The organism is Blautia sp. CAG:237 (assembly GCF_000436615.1).
Lineage (GTDB): Bacteria > Bacillota > Clostridia > Lachnospirales > Lachnospiraceae > Blautia_A > Blautia_A intestinihominis.
The window spans coordinates 1-13442 of the sequence record NZ_FR886719.1 but is presented as its reverse complement, the minus strand read 5'-3'; the positions used below and the strand labels follow the sequence as shown (position 1 = coordinate 13442).

Genomic DNA, 13442 nt, shown 5'->3' with positions numbered 1-13442 from the left:
TTTATATAGAAAACAGAGAGAGAAAATGAACTATGGCGGTTTTTAGAATTGCATTTGCATCTGAAACTTTATTTCGCACAGTTAATTTAAATGTTATTGTGCCTGTAGAAACTTATGGAAGAACTGACGTAAAAAAACCAGAAAAATTTAAGACTCTTTATCTGCTTCATGGATTTGGCGGAAGTCAGGATGACTGGATGGATTATAGCAATTTGAGAGCAATATCCGAAAAGTATAATCTTGCGATTGTTCTTCCTTCCGGGGAAAACAGTTTTTATGAAAATATGAACAGCATTGCAGGTCGTTACAGTGATTTTACAGGGAAAGAAATTGTTGATTTTACCAGAAGAATGTTTCCTCTTTCTGAACGGAGAGAGGACACCTACATTGGTGGACTTTCCATGGGTGGTTTTGGTGCATTGAGACTGGGAAGTCTTTATCATGAAACATTTGGAAAGCTGTTTACCTTGTCAGGTGCGTTTATCATCGACAATATTTCTGGTCAGAAGGCCGGATATTCAGACAGCATTGCAGATTATGATTATTATGTGCGTACGTTTGGAGATCTGGATTGTTTAAAAGATTCTGAAAAAGATCCGATGTATTGTGTAAAAAAAGCAGTCTTACAAAAAAATATGCCGGAGGTTTATCAGGCAGTAGGGACAGAAGACTTTTTGATCGAAGAAAATCGTATGATGAAAAAATATCTGGAAAAAGAAGGAGTAAAAGTGACGTATCACGAGGCAGAGGGAATTCATGACTGGTCGTTTTGGAATAAATATTTGCCAGAAGCGGTGGAATGGCTGCTGAAATAAAAGCGTGATGTTGTGTGAGATTGTCAGAGGGTATGCTATAATGAGGTAAAACAATATTTTGCCGGAGGTGTTTATGTCAGAATTATACGAAAGTGAAGATTTTATTTATAACAGGATACCTATTCGTATTTTTAATCATTGCTTTGATGGAATAGAGATTTTTACACCTACTCACTGGCATCGTAATATTGAATTTAATCTTGTGACCTGTGGAAGAATCCGTCGGATTGTAGATGGAATACAGTATGATCAGACGGAAGGAGATATTTTCATAGTTAACAGTGGAGAAATTCATGCGGATCACTGGATTGATGAGACAGATCATTTTGAGGGTATTACTGTTCAGATTTCCAAAAGTTTTATGGAACGCTGGCTTGGAGGAGACTTTTATTTGAGTATACCTGAGAAAGCGGAAGATATGCAGCAGATGATAAATATTCTGCTGCAATTTGGAACACTGAAGCAGAAGAAAGAACAGAATGGTTATGCTGGTTTTGGAGAAAATCTGGATGGAACTGTTGAAAATGATCTGTCAAGAATCCGGGCAATGGAACTGTTGTTTCGATTACTCGGAGTTCTTCGTATGTCCTGTGTGAAGAAACCAACAGGAAGCAGGCGTAACAGAGAAGACAGCATTAATAAAATTAAGGAAATCACGAATTATCTTGACAAACATTATACAGAAAATCTGACACTTGCTGCTGTTGCAGAACAATTTCATTACACATCTGCACATTTATCACGGTTATTTAAAAAGCATATAGGAATTAATTTTCATGATCATTTACAGTATCTTCGTCTTATGAATTGTGTGGAAATGATGAAAATACATCCGGAAATGCAGCTTACGGTTATAGCACTGAATAATGGGTTTCCAAATATAAAATCTTTTATCGAAACTTTTAAACGATTTTATGGATGTACTCCATCTGCATGGATGAAAAAGAAAAGATGAGGATTGTATTAATAGAAGGGATTTTATTATGGCATACATAGAATTACAATATTTGTCATCAACAATTACTAAATTTACAACGGTTAAAGCTTATCTGCCTACAGACGGAATGAGTGGAAAAAATTTTGAGCCTCCGTATAAAACCTTATATTTTCTTCCTGGTTTCAGTAATGATGCAACAACGCTTATGACCTATCTGGGATTCAGACGGGAATGTGAGTTAAAAGGAATCGCAGTAGTAGTGGTAGATGGAGATAATTCTTTTTATGTAGATCATTCCAGAAGGCTTTCCAATTACTCTGCATTTATAAAAGAAACGGTGGATATGACAAGGAAACTTCTGCCCCTTTCAACAAGAAGAGAAGACACATTTATAGGTGGAATTTCAATGGGTGGATATGGGGCATTATTAAATGGACTCAGATTTCGTTCGTATTTTTCAAAAATAGCAGCATTATCTCCAAGTGCAGATTGTTATGATCTGATTTGTGGACATGAAGAGATGTTTGACCGGGAATTATTTGAAAATGTATTTGGCAGCGAAGAAAAGTATTATGAGAATGATACAAATCTCTGTAAATTTTACTCAGAGGTTCCAAAAGAAGAGATTCCGGAACTTTTTATTGCCTGTGGAGAGCAGGATGATCTGGTTGGAAAGGGAGTAAAAGATTTCCGTGAAAAGCTTAAGGAACTGGAGATACCTTTTATTGACAGAATGGGTCAGGGAAATCATGAAATGGCGTATTGGGAAGATCAGATGGATCCGGTCTTTTCTTTTCTGTCAGAGATCGAGCCGGGCACAAAAACAAGGTTAATACTCGAAAATCATAATTAAATAAATTGCAAAGAGAGGAAAATGTCATGAATCAGGCGATAACGTCACAGGCTCTTTCATTTTGTCCGGTTATACCGGCAGCTGGTGAACCAGAAGGACAGATCAGAGATGAAGAAGGCAATGTATGGATTCAGATTAAGGCAGATCATGCTTCAGATGTCAGTCTGATCATCTACGAGCAAAAATTTCCGTTTATTAAAGAAGAAGGAATATGGAAGTTGAAATATCCGGGAAAGGATGGAATGACTCTTGTACAACTGCAGATTGATGGAATGGATGTACTTACCCCCTATCTTCCGATATGTTATGGATATAGTCGGCCATATAATTATGTTTCAATAGAAACAGAAGAAGAGTTCTATTATCTAAAAAATGTACCACATGGAACTGTGAGACAGGAATATTTTTATTCTGATATAACCGGAGAATGGGAACGCTGTTTTGTTTATACACCAGCGGAATATGAGGAGTGTCCGGAGAAGAGATATCCGGTTTTGTATTTACAGCATGGACATGGAGAAAATGAAACCGGATGGATCGAAGAAGGAAAAGTCCATTTTATTATGGATAATCTGGTTCAGGCGAAAGAAGCAAGGTCATTTATCATTGTGATGAATAATGGAATGGTTCAGACGAAAAATGCAGAAGGAAAGAGAATAGTAGATCATACGATATTTCCTGAATATCTGATAAAAGATGTGATTCCATACATAGAAAAGAAATATCGTACAATTGAAAACAAGGATGGCCGGGCCATGGCAGGTCTGTCCATGGGGTCTATTCAGACGAGTATCACGGCATTTGAATATCCGGAATATTTTTCCTATATTGGATTATTCAGTGGATTTCTTCGTGATTTTATTCAGGGAGATAAAATTATGGACATGGTCCAGAGAGGAAAGGCCTCTGATAAACATCTGAGAATTCTGGACAGTAAAGAAACATTTAAAAATAATTTTAAGATCTTTTTTCGTGCAATGGGAGAGAATGATATTTTTATCCAGAAGTTTCTGGAGGAAGATGAACTTTTAAGTAAAAAAGATATTTCATGCATCAGAATCATTTATGAGGGCGGGCATGACTGGAATGTATGGAGACGTTGTATTCGAGATTTTGCGAAACTGTTATTCTGAAAAATGGATTGTAATGTAAGATAATAAAAGAAATGACAGAAAAGGACGGATGATAAAAATCCGTCTTTTTTTCTGCAATATTTTATATCCGTGGTTATGACCACATCTTTATGGGGAAATGTATATTATATTGAGTTTGTGAAAAAAATGAATATACAGAAACCATAAGGAGGTTTTTATCATGAAACATAAAATGTTTTGTTTTCAGTGTCAGGAAACAGCAGGATGCACGGGATGTACAAATTCAGGAGTCTGTGGAAAGAAGCCGGAAGTTGCAGCGATGCAGGATCTTCTGATCTATGTCACAAAGGGGCTTTCTGCAGTTACAACAGAACTTCGAAAAGAAGGAAAAGAGATTCCGGATGAGATTGATCATCTGGTGGTGATGAATCTTTTTACAACCATTACAAATGTAAATTTTGACAGAGAATCCATTACAGAACGTATTACAGAAACATTGAAGGCAAAGGAAAGATTGCTTTCAGAAGTGGAAGACAAAGATCAGCTTCCGGATGCAGCAGTCTGGAACGGAAAAGAAGAGGAATTCGAAGAAAAAGCATCCAAGGTCGGAATTCTTTCCACCGAAAATGAGGACATCCGAAGCTTAAGAGAACTGATCACATACGGATTAAAAGGGCTTGCCGCTTATGAGAAGCATGCACTTGCACTTCTTCATAATGAGGAAGAACTGGATGCTTTTCTTCAGAGAGCACTTGCCGCAACACTGAATGATACTCTCAGTGCGGAAGAACTGACAGCCCTGACGCTGGAAACCGGAAAATATGGTGTACAGGTGATGGCACTTCTTGATAAGGCAAATACAGAGACTTATGGAAATCCGGAGATCACAAAAGTAAATATCGGGGTTCGAAACAATCCGGGAATCCTGATTTCAGGACACGATCTCCGTGATCTGGAAATGCTGCTGGAACAGACGCAGGGGACAGGTGTGGATGTCTATACACATTCAGAGATGCTTCCGGCACATTACTATCCGGCATTCAAAAAATATCCGAATTTTGCAGGAAATTATGGAAATGCATGGTGGAAACAGAAAGAAGAGTTTGAGAGTTTTCATGGTCCGATCGTGATGACTACAAACTGTATTGTTCCGCCAAAGGACAGCTACAAAGACCGGATCTATACGACAGGAGCTGTGAGATATCCGGGATGTAAACATATTCCGGGAGCAGAAGGTGAAGAGAAAGACTTTTCTGCTGTGATCGAGCATGCAAAGAAATGTGCGCCGCCACAGGAGATTGAGAGCGGAGAGATCGTCGGAGGTTTTGCCCATGCACAGGTTCTTGCGCTGGCAGATCAGATCGTAGAGGCGGTTAAGACAGGGGCTATCCGCAAGTTTGTTGTAATGGCAGGCTGTGATGGCCGGGCAAAGACCAGAAATTACTACACAGATTTTGCAAAGGCACTGCCAAAAGATACTGTGATCCTGACTGCCGGCTGTGCAAAATACAAGTATAATAAACTGAATCTGGGAAATATCAATGGTATTCCGAGAGTACTTGATGCGGGACAGTGTAATGATTCGTATTCACTGGCTGTGATCGCACTGAAACTGAAGGAAATATTCGAACTGGAAGATATCAACGACCTTCCGATCGTGTACAATATCGCCTGGTATGAGCAGAAAGCGGTGATCGTACTCCTGGCTCTGCTTTCCCTTGGAGTCAGAAATATCCACCTGGGACCGACACTTCCAGCATTCCTTTCCCCGAATGTGGCAAAGATCCTGGTTGATAATTTCGGAATCGGAGGAATCCGTTCTGTAGAGGAAGATATTGCGGATCTGATTGGATAAAATAAAGAGGATTCCATAGTCCATCTGTCTTAAAAATCACTTGCAAATCCACTGCATATGTTAGATAATTAACGTGTTGCAGTGGATATTTTTTGCAGAATATATAAAGATCAGGGATGGAAACGAAGATGAAAACAGGGAAATATGATGAGAACCGGTTGCTGCATCTGCTTCTGGATATGGGAGAAATGCTTCTTGCTTCCGGGGCGGAGATCAACCGTGTTGAGGACACGCTGCAGAGGATCGGACGGGCCTATGGGGCAGCCAAGATGAACGTTTTTGTTATCACATCCAGCATAGTGATAACCATGGAAAAAACAGACGGGGAACTTCTGACACATACCAGGAGGATAAACTATACAGGAAGTACAGACTTCACAATGCTGGAACAGCTGAATGCACTCAGCAGGAACTGCTGTATCAATCCGATTCCGCTGGAGCAGTTTCACAGAAGACTGCAGGAAATCGCAGAACCAAAAACACGATGGGAACTCTATGTGGGCAGCATTCTGGCTGCGGGAAGTTTTGCCGTGTTTTTTGGAGGAACATTTGCGGATGGAATCGTGGCCGCCCTGGTAGGAGTCCTTATCTGTTTTATACAGGAAAAAATAACAGGCCTTTTTGCAAATACGATCATGTTTAACCTGTTTATATCCTTTATTGTGGGAGCCGTAATCTGTCTGACAGTAAGAGTTCTGCCAGTTTTAAATATGGACAAGATCATGATCGGGGATATCATGCTTCTGATCCCGGGAATTCCGGCGACAAACTCCATCAGAGACATGCTGATGGGAGATACGATCTCCGGACTGATGCGACTGATCGAGAGTATTCTGTGGGCGGGAGCCCTTGCCTGTGGATTTATGGCAGCGATTTGGATGGTGAGAGTATGAAAGATGTGATATTGCAGTTGGTTATGGCGTTTGTCGGTTCGCTGGGATTTGCCATGCTGTTCCGGCTGAGACAGTCGTTGTGGGTATCGGCATCTCTGGGAGGTGTTATCTGCTGGGGAGGATATCTTCTGGCAATGTATTTCAGCGGCGGACAGATCTTTATTTCCGGACTGGTGGCTTCGGCACTGTCAGCAGTCTATGCTGATTTTCTTGCAGCCAGAAAGAGAGCTCCGGTCCCGCTGTTTTTGATTCCGTCAGTTGTGCCGCTGATTCCGGGAAGTACGCTGTACTACACGATGAGTGCAGCAGTGCAGGGAAATACAGAAGAAGTGTCACACTATGGCAGTCTGACACTTCAGTATGCATTGTCCATCGCGGGTGGGATCTGTATCGTGTGGACGATCTTATCAATTTTCCGAAGATATTATGTTCTCAGAACAAACAGAATTAAATAATCAAATACATTTGTATGCAATGATCGTTACCGTTCCTTTGCCGGGGTAACGTTTCATTGCATATTTATTTGGATAAGCTTCGATCAGATCCGGCAGTTTGAGGAAACCGTAGGTGCGGGCATCGAAATCCGGCTTTGCACGCTTGATATACTGGCCTGCAGAGCTGACATTGACATAACGGTCGTCATCCTGGTACTTGTCCCAGGCGATGTGGAGCAGTTTGTGGATTTCCTTTAATTCTTTTGCTTTGCGGCGTTCTTCTGCACTTTCCTGGCTGCGTCTGCTGTTTCTCGTCTTTCTGGAAGAAACCGGGGCAGGCTGATGCTCCGGAGTATCTGGATCTTTGCTCAGATTTTCGAGATAAACAAATTCATCGCAGGCATTTCGGAACGGCTCCGGTGTTTTCTTCTCTCCGACGCCCATGACATAGACTCCGGATTCGTGAAGTTTGATCGCAAGAGGCGTGTAATCACTGTCACTGGCAACGATGACAAATGCATCGTAGATCCCGCTGTGCAGAAGATCGAGAGTGTCGATTACGAGAGCCATGTCGGTGGCGTTTTTGCCCGCAACGTAGTCAAATTGCTGTTCTGCCTTGATCGCGAGGCGTTTCAGTTCATTCTCCCAGTTCTTAAGGGAACCTTTGCGCCAGTTGCCGTACGCGCGCTTCACGACGATACGGCCGTTGGCAGAGATTTCCTGTATGACAGATTCCAGCTTGGACAGCTGGGTGTTGTCGGCATCTATGAGCATTGCTATATTTTTAAGATTTTTCATTCGATTTTTTCTCCTTGATAAAAAGCATCATTAATAAAACTATATCATTTTCAGAAAAAATTTTCCAGATTGATTACAAATTATTCTGGATTTTTGCATAGGAGTGTGCTATTATCGAGAGAATGCTGTTGATTCACGTGTAAAATTTTGGGAGGAATAGGAATGATCACGTTTTTGGCATCACTTTTTATTAAGGACAGGCGGAATTATGATTCACCGGCGGTCCGTCAGGCATATGGAGTTTTGAGCGGGGCAGTGGGAATCGGACTGAATATCCTGCTGTTTCTTGGAAAATGGATCGCAGGAACGCTCAGCGGATCGATCGCGATCACGGCGGATGCATTTAACAACCTGTCCGATGCGGGTTCATCGATCATCACATTGATCGGATTCCGGCTTTCCGGTCAGGCACCGGACCCGGAGCATCCGTTTGGACATGGAAGGATGGAGTATATTTCGGGGCTGCTGGTCTCTGTTGCGATCCTGGTTATGGGATTTGAGCTGATCTGGTCATCGTTCGGGAAACTGCGTGATCCGGAACCGATCGAGAGCAGTGCATTGGTCTTGGGAATCCTGCTTGCGTCAATCCTTGTGAAAGTCTATATGTTTTATTACAATCGTTCCCTGAGCAAAAAGCTTGACAGTGCAGCGATGAAAGCAACATCAGTGGACAGTTTGAGCGATACTGTTGCGACGACACTGGTTCTGATCGCAACCGTGATCAGTAAATATACAGGACTGATCCTGGATGGATGGTTTGGCATCCTGGTCGGGATCTTTATCGTTTATACAGGTGGTTCTACACTGAAAGAAACCATAGACCTTCTTATTGGACAGCCGCCGAAGAAGGAGTTTATTGATGAGATCCGGGAGATTGTTCTGGGACATTCACTGGTCTATGGGGTGCACGATCTGATCGTCCATGATTATGGTCCGGGACGAAGAATGATCTCGCTCCACGCGGAGGTTGCTGTGGATGGGGATATCCAGGACATCCACGAGCAGATCGACCATATCGAACATGAACTTCAGGAAAAGCTGAACTGTTCCGCAACGATCCACATGGACCCGATCGTGACAGACGATAAGGAAGTTCTGGAAATGAAGGCGAAGGTGGAGGCGATGGTACAGTCTCTGGATGAAGCCTTCAGCATGCACGACTTCCGTATGGTCAAGGGTCCTACCAGAACCAACCTGATCTTCGATGTGGAAGTGCCGAGAAAAACTTCCCTGACCGACAATGAGATCATGAACCGTCTGAAAGAACAGGTACATGGCCTGCCGGGAAGTAAATATTTTGCGGTGATACAGATCGATCATGAGTATTATTAAGTACGGAAAGATAAATGTACAAAATCAAGTACAAAGAAAATACCTGCAAAAAGAAATTGACAGATACAAAAAAATTGTTATAATAAACGCATCGAGAGAAAATTTTGTGCACAAGCTGCATGTATAAAGGAAATAGCAGATGACTTCGAAGGCGAAAATACCTGCTGTTTCCTTTTTTATTTGGCTCGGTAAAAAGAGAAAGAGAGGAAAGAATATGGAAACAAAAGAAAAAAACGTGGCAACGCCATATGATCTTGATGGAAAGCCCCCGCTGAAACTGGCGATTCCACTTGGACTGCAGCATGTACTTGCAATGTTTGTCGGCAACCTGACTCCACTTCTGATCATTACAGGAGTGTGCGGCATTGAATCAGGAAGCAGTATTCAGGTGGCACTCCTTCAGAATGCCATGCTGGTTGCAGGAATCGTAACACTGATCCAGGTATACACGATCGGACCGATCGGCGGAAAACTACCAATCGTCATGGGAACGAGTTCCGGTTTCATCGGTGTCTGCAGAAGTGTTGCGATCACAATGGGAAGTGGGGTTGCAGGATATGGAGCAGTCCTGGCGGCATGTTTTATAGGAGGTCTGTTTGAAACAGTACTTGGTGGATTTCTGAAACCACTCCGCAAATTTTTCCCTGCAGTTGTTACCGGTACAGTGGTACTGTCTATTGGACTTTCACTGATCTCTGTTGGTATCGGATCTTTCGGAGGCGGAAGTTCAGCAGCAGATTATGGCTCTCTGGAAAATCTGTTTGTAGGTACTTTTGTTTTGGTCGTGATCATTGCACTGAAACATGGAACAAAAGGATTTACCAGTTTTTCCTCTATTCTGATCGGTATTATTGCCGGATATATCCTGGTATCGATCATGGCAATGATCCTTCCGACAACATTTACCTATGTGGATGAAACGGGTGCCACAGTAGAGGCAACAAAGGCCTGGGTAGTGAACTGGAGCAAGGTGGCAGACGCATCCTGGTTTGCAGTTCCGAAGATTATGCCGGTCAAATGGGTATTTGACGCGAAGGCAATCGTTCCGATCTGTATTATGTTTGTAGTTACAGCAGTAGAAACAGTAGGTGATATTTCCGGTATCACAGAGGGTGGTCTTGGAAGAGAGGCTACGGACAAAGAACTTTCCGGTGGTGTTATGTGTGACGGACTGGGATCTTCTTTCGCAGCTTTGTTAGGTGTCCTTCCGAACACATCTTTCAGCCAGAATGTAGGCCTGGTCGCAATGAACAAAGTCGTAAACCGTTACAGCATTGGAATCGGTGGAATCTTCCTGATCGCATGCGGACTGTTTCCGAAACTTGCAGCACTGATCTCTATCATGCCGCAGAGCGTTCTGGGAGGAGCTGCTGTCATGATGTTTTCCTCCATCGTAGTCAGCGGAATCCAGCTTATTACCAAATGGCCTATATCACCGAGAAATGTAACGATCGTTTCGGTTGCGCTTGGCGTTGGATACGGGCTCGGTTCCAACTCCGCAGTTCTTGCACAGCTTCCGGAGAGCATCAACCTGATCTTCGGCGGCTCCGGTATTGTTCCGGCAGCGTTATTCGCAATCATCCTGAATATCGTTCTTCCGAAGGATGAAAAAACAGAGGTGGAAATGGCAGAGGAGATTCTGGCAGATAAAAAAGCGAAAGAAAAGTAAGTAAAATAAGAGAATGATAACAGGCAGGGACGAGTGGAAAAAACTCATTCCTGCCTGTTGTATATGTAGGAATGATAGTATAAAAGTAGTTCTGATGCCTGCAGGGGCAGTCTTAGAAGCTTCGTGTCTGAAGCGATTTTTCCAGTAATTACAGTACCGTGAAATCAGAATACAGGGTTTACACGTGTCTTTAAATCACCTATAATGAAGATATCTGAGAATGATATGTTCTGAAAGGTGGTGAAGGTATGGAGGAATATTATATGCCGACAGGTATATAGTATAAGGACGAATTAAAGAAAGATAAGATCAAAGTAGAAGAGCAGATTGAATTACTCAGAAACAAAGAATATGACAGACCCGGAAGCACGCGACTTCAGTCGTGTGAGGATAGAGTTGTTGATTCACAAAAGAGATGCATTTCAGGTTGTCTGCAAGAGAAAAAGAGTTGATAAACCGCAGTCGGCAAATGCCACGCCTGACATTACCGCAATGTGGCAGGAGTACGGTGCGGACGGAACAATGGGAAGGCTGATCGCCTGCATGCCGGAAAATCCGGTGATGAAAGGCTTGCTTGGGATTTGTTTTTCCTCTGAGCTTAATGCGAAGCAGTTTCCTTATGGGATCGGTGTCGAGTATGATGGAAGAAAAGTTGACGACGACCTAGAGATTGTGACGATCCCGGCGAATACTTATGCGGTTTTTACAAGCAAAGGAAAGATGCCGGATGCTTTTATCGAGACTTATCATAAGATCGTCACAGAATTTTTCCCGCAGAGCGCACAGTATGAATATGCGGAGAATGTGGAGTTTGAGGTTTACTCATCACAGGATGTCTCAGATCCGAATTACCAGTGCGAGATCTGGATCGCGGTGAATGAGAAAACAGAATAATAAGAATTTCAAAAAGTGGAACGACTTCTGATGAGCAGGAGAAGTTCCACTTTTTTGCGCTATATTGCTGTAGAAGGAATTGGATTCCTGGGGATAAAATGATATAATAAGAAATCATTTACGTTCAGATAAAAGTAAGACTTATTATATTGGCGGATATTCCCTTTCAGGGCTGTTTTCATTATGGGCGGCCTGCCAGACGACCATATTTTCTGGTGTCGCGGCAGCATCACCGTCTGTCTGGTTTTCGGGATTTACAGATTATATGAAAGAGCGAGGGATAAAGAGTCAAAATGTATATTTAAGCCTTGGAAATAAAGAAGAAAAGAGCCGAAATCCTGTTATAGCAAAAGTAGGAGACTGCATCAGAGAAGGGTATGCATGGCTAAAAGCAGAAGGACTAAACTGCACGCTTGAGTGGAACCAGGGCGGGCATTTTAAAGAACCGATGACAAGAACTGCAAGGGCATTTGCATGGGCGATGCAGCAGAGTAAAAACGAAAGCAGAGTAGAGAAGGAGCATCTATGAAAACACGCGAAGAGGCACTGAAATTTGGATTATCCTTTAAAAATGTATATGAAGAACGCCCATTCAAAGATCAAAACTGGCAGCTGGTGAGGGTGAAGGGAAGTAAGAAAGCCTTCCTCTGGATCTATGAAAAAGACGGATATATCAATCTCAATGTAAAGGTAAATCCGGAGTGGCGTGACTTCTGGCGGTCTGCGTATGATGCCGTGATCGCAGGTTATCATCAGAACAAAGAGCACTGGAACACGATCATTCTGGATGGCAGCATACCGGATAAAGACATCAAAAGAATGATCGCCGAAAGCTATGATATCATCACAGACAGCCCAACAAAACGGATCTACGAGGCGGTGAAACGAATTCCAAAGGGACATGTGGCAACGTACGGAAAAGTGGCAGAGATGGCAGGCAATGCGAAGATGTCAAGAGCAGTTGGAAATGCCCTGCACAAAAATCCGGACCCGGAGCATATCCCGTGTTTTCGCGTAGTAAATGCGAAGGGAGAACTGGCAGGAGCCTTTGCATTTGGTGGAGAAAGGACACAGGCGAAGCTTCTTGAAGAAGACGGGGTAGAGGTGATCGATGGCAAAGTCGATCTGAAGAAATATGGGATCTAATAGCAGACCAGGGAGCATGATTCCCTGGTCATTTCTTTTCCAAATGCCTGGAACGGCGAAAATCCGTTCCTGATGATCGAATATCGGCTGATACCACTGATGGTTTCTGTTGTAAAGATTGGCGATGAACTTTCTGCGGCATCACTGACAAGGGGACTTGGCGCACCGGTCAGACGGACCAATGTCTGTGAGCTTGGATTCCATGTGCAGGATATCATTGCGATCGTGCTTTGTTTGGCATGTTTTGTGGTATTTTTTCTGCGGAAATATATTGTTTTCTAGGAGGCAGATAGTATGATAAAAATTGATCATGTGACGTTTACCTACAGGGAAAATAATGAACATTCTGCGGGAATTCGAGATATCGATCTGACGATAGAAGACGGTCAGGTAGTCGTGCTCTGCGGGGAGAGTGGCTGTGGCAAAACAACGCTTACGCGACTGATCAACGGTCTGATCCCGCATTATTATGAGGGAAAAATGAGCGGTGAAACCTGGGTAAATGGAGTGAAAGTTTCCGAGCAGCCGCTGTACGATACGGCGAAGATCGTTGGAAGTGTTTTTCAGAATCCGAGGTCACAGTTTTTTAACATAATATATAACAAGAATTCTCCTACCTCTGCAGGTAGTGAGATGAATTGTAGATCTGAGCATAAATGCTCAAAAGAATTTTATAAATAAAAAAGAAAACACTTGTTCTCATGGATGACTTGTATTATAAT

15 protein-coding genes are annotated in these 13442 nt (G+C 42.7%); 14 read left to right on the top strand and 1 reads right to left on the bottom strand.

Annotated elements, in window-relative coordinates; genetic code table 11:
- Positions 1-32: 32 nt before the first annotated feature.
- From QZL69_RS05460 to QZL69_RS05430, 7 genes are all read left to right on the top strand, one after another.
- Positions 33-815, top strand: coding sequence for an alpha/beta hydrolase (locus QZL69_RS05460; RefSeq protein WP_022214215.1), 783 nt, complete (start codon positions 33-35; stop codon positions 813-815).
- Between the two features lie 73 nt (positions 816-888).
- Complete coding sequence (locus QZL69_RS05455; RefSeq protein WP_022214214.1) at positions 889-1770, top strand: AraC family transcriptional regulator; 882 nt, start codon at positions 889-891, stop codon at positions 1768-1770.
- A 28-nt stretch (positions 1771-1798) separates the two neighbouring features.
- Positions 1799-2605, top strand: a complete 807-nt coding sequence (locus QZL69_RS05450; protein ID WP_022214213.1) for an alpha/beta hydrolase — start codon at positions 1799-1801, stop codon at positions 2603-2605.
- A gap of 26 nt (positions 2606-2631) precedes the next feature.
- Positions 2632-3738, top strand: coding sequence for an alpha/beta hydrolase-fold protein (locus QZL69_RS05445; RefSeq protein WP_022214212.1), 1107 nt, complete (start codon positions 2632-2634; stop codon positions 3736-3738).
- 181 nt (positions 3739-3919) lie between these two features.
- Entirely contained in the window at positions 3920-5554 is a 1635-nt protein-coding gene (hcp, locus tag QZL69_RS05440) for a hydroxylamine reductase (RefSeq protein ID WP_022214211.1), read from the top strand.
- 128 nt (positions 5555-5682) lie between these two features.
- Positions 5683-6447, top strand: a complete 765-nt coding sequence (locus QZL69_RS05435) for a threonine/serine exporter family protein (protein ID WP_022214210.1) — start codon at positions 5683-5685, stop codon at positions 6445-6447.
- Positions 6444-6902 (top strand): threonine/serine exporter family protein, encoded by a 459-nt coding sequence (locus QZL69_RS05430; protein ID WP_022214209.1) that lies wholly within the window; start codon positions 6444-6446, stop codon positions 6900-6902. The genes QZL69_RS05435 and QZL69_RS05430 overlap by 4 nt, the downstream gene beginning before the upstream one ends.
- Here the strand turns inward: QZL69_RS05430 and QZL69_RS05425 are convergent, their stop codons facing one another.
- Complete coding sequence (locus tag QZL69_RS05425; protein ID WP_022214208.1) at positions 6903-7679, bottom strand: NYN domain-containing protein; 777 nt, start codon at positions 7677-7679, stop codon at positions 6903-6905.
- A 162-nt stretch (positions 7680-7841) separates the two neighbouring features.
- Here QZL69_RS05425 and QZL69_RS05420 point away from each other — a divergent pair, with 162 nt between their 5' ends.
- The 7 genes from QZL69_RS05420 to QZL69_RS05390 all read left to right on the top strand — a co-directional run bounded on the left by QZL69_RS05420 (position 7842) and on the right by QZL69_RS05390 (position 13401).
- Positions 7842-9011, top strand: coding sequence for a cation diffusion facilitator family transporter (locus tag QZL69_RS05420; RefSeq protein ID WP_022214207.1), 1170 nt, complete (start codon positions 7842-7844; stop codon positions 9009-9011).
- A gap of 214 nt (positions 9012-9225) precedes the next feature.
- Entirely contained in the window at positions 9226-10680 is a 1455-nt protein-coding gene (locus tag QZL69_RS05415; protein WP_022214206.1) for a uracil-xanthine permease family protein, read from the top strand.
- Between the two features lie 327 nt (positions 10681-11007).
- Positions 11008-11574: a GyrI-like domain-containing protein gene (locus QZL69_RS05410; RefSeq protein ID WP_022214205.1), complete on the top strand. Its 567-nt coding sequence runs from the start codon at positions 11008-11010 to the stop codon at positions 11572-11574.
- A 265-nt stretch (positions 11575-11839) separates the two neighbouring features.
- Positions 11840-12103 (top strand): hypothetical protein, encoded by a 264-nt coding sequence (locus tag QZL69_RS05405; RefSeq protein WP_022214204.1) that lies wholly within the window; start codon positions 11840-11842, stop codon positions 12101-12103.
- The gene (locus tag QZL69_RS05400) at positions 12100-12720 is read left to right on the top strand and encodes a methylated-DNA--[protein]-cysteine S-methyltransferase (protein ID WP_022214203.1); all 621 of its coding nucleotides are present in this window, start codon (positions 12100-12102) and stop codon (positions 12718-12720) included. Before QZL69_RS05405 ends, QZL69_RS05400 begins: the two co-directional genes overlap by 4 nt.
- Before the next feature lie 72 nt (positions 12721-12792).
- Positions 12793-13002 carry an energy-coupling factor transporter transmembrane component T gene (locus tag QZL69_RS05395; RefSeq protein WP_330361745.1) on the top strand — a complete coding sequence of 70 codons (210 nt, stop codon included), beginning with the start codon at positions 12793-12795 and terminating at the stop codon, positions 13000-13002.
- Positions 13003-13014: 12 nt separating this feature from the next.
- Positions 13015-13401: an ATP-binding cassette domain-containing protein gene (locus QZL69_RS05390; protein ID WP_022214202.1), complete on the top strand. Its 387-nt coding sequence runs from the start codon at positions 13015-13017 to the stop codon at positions 13399-13401.
- Positions 13402-13442: the final 41 nt, after the last annotated feature.

Excerpts from the sequence above, each read along its gene's own strand:
- QZL69_RS05435 (WP_022214210.1), top strand. The coding sequence starts at position 5,683 with ATGAAAACAGGGAAATATGATGAGAACCGGTTGCTGCATCTGCTTCTG.
- QZL69_RS05455 (WP_022214214.1), top strand. The coding sequence starts at position 889 with ATGTCAGAATTATACGAAAGTGAAGATTTTATTTATAACAGGATACCT.
- QZL69_RS05390 (WP_022214202.1), top strand. The coding sequence starts at position 13,015 with ATGATAAAAATTGATCATGTGACGTTTACCTACAGGGAAAATAATGAA.
- QZL69_RS05430 (WP_022214209.1), top strand. The coding sequence starts at position 6,444 with ATGAAAGATGTGATATTGCAGTTGGTTATGGCGTTTGTCGGTTCGCTG.
- QZL69_RS05450 (WP_022214213.1), top strand. The coding sequence starts at position 1,799 with ATGGCATACATAGAATTACAATATTTGTCATCAACAATTACTAAATTT.
- hcp (WP_022214211.1), top strand. The coding sequence starts at position 3,920 with ATGAAACATAAAATGTTTTGTTTTCAGTGTCAGGAAACAGCAGGATGC.
- QZL69_RS05420 (WP_022214207.1), top strand. The coding sequence starts at position 7,842 with ATGATCACGTTTTTGGCATCACTTTTTATTAAGGACAGGCGGAATTAT.
- QZL69_RS05405 (WP_022214204.1), top strand. The coding sequence starts at position 11,840 with ATGAAAGAGCGAGGGATAAAGAGTCAAAATGTATATTTAAGCCTTGGA.
- QZL69_RS05445 (WP_022214212.1), top strand. The coding sequence starts at position 2,632 with ATGAATCAGGCGATAACGTCACAGGCTCTTTCATTTTGTCCGGTTATA.
- QZL69_RS05395 (WP_330361745.1), top strand. The coding sequence starts at position 12,793 with ATGATCGAATATCGGCTGATACCACTGATGGTTTCTGTTGTAAAGATT.
- QZL69_RS05400 (WP_022214203.1), top strand. The coding sequence starts at position 12,100 with ATGAAAACACGCGAAGAGGCACTGAAATTTGGATTATCCTTTAAAAAT.
- QZL69_RS05460 (WP_022214215.1), top strand. The coding sequence starts at position 33 with ATGGCGGTTTTTAGAATTGCATTTGCATCTGAAACTTTATTTCGCACA.
- QZL69_RS05425 (WP_022214208.1), bottom strand. The coding sequence starts at position 7,679 with ATGAAAAATCTTAAAAATATAGCAATGCTCATAGATGCCGACAACACC.
- QZL69_RS05415 (WP_022214206.1), top strand. The coding sequence starts at position 9,226 with ATGGAAACAAAAGAAAAAAACGTGGCAACGCCATATGATCTTGATGGA.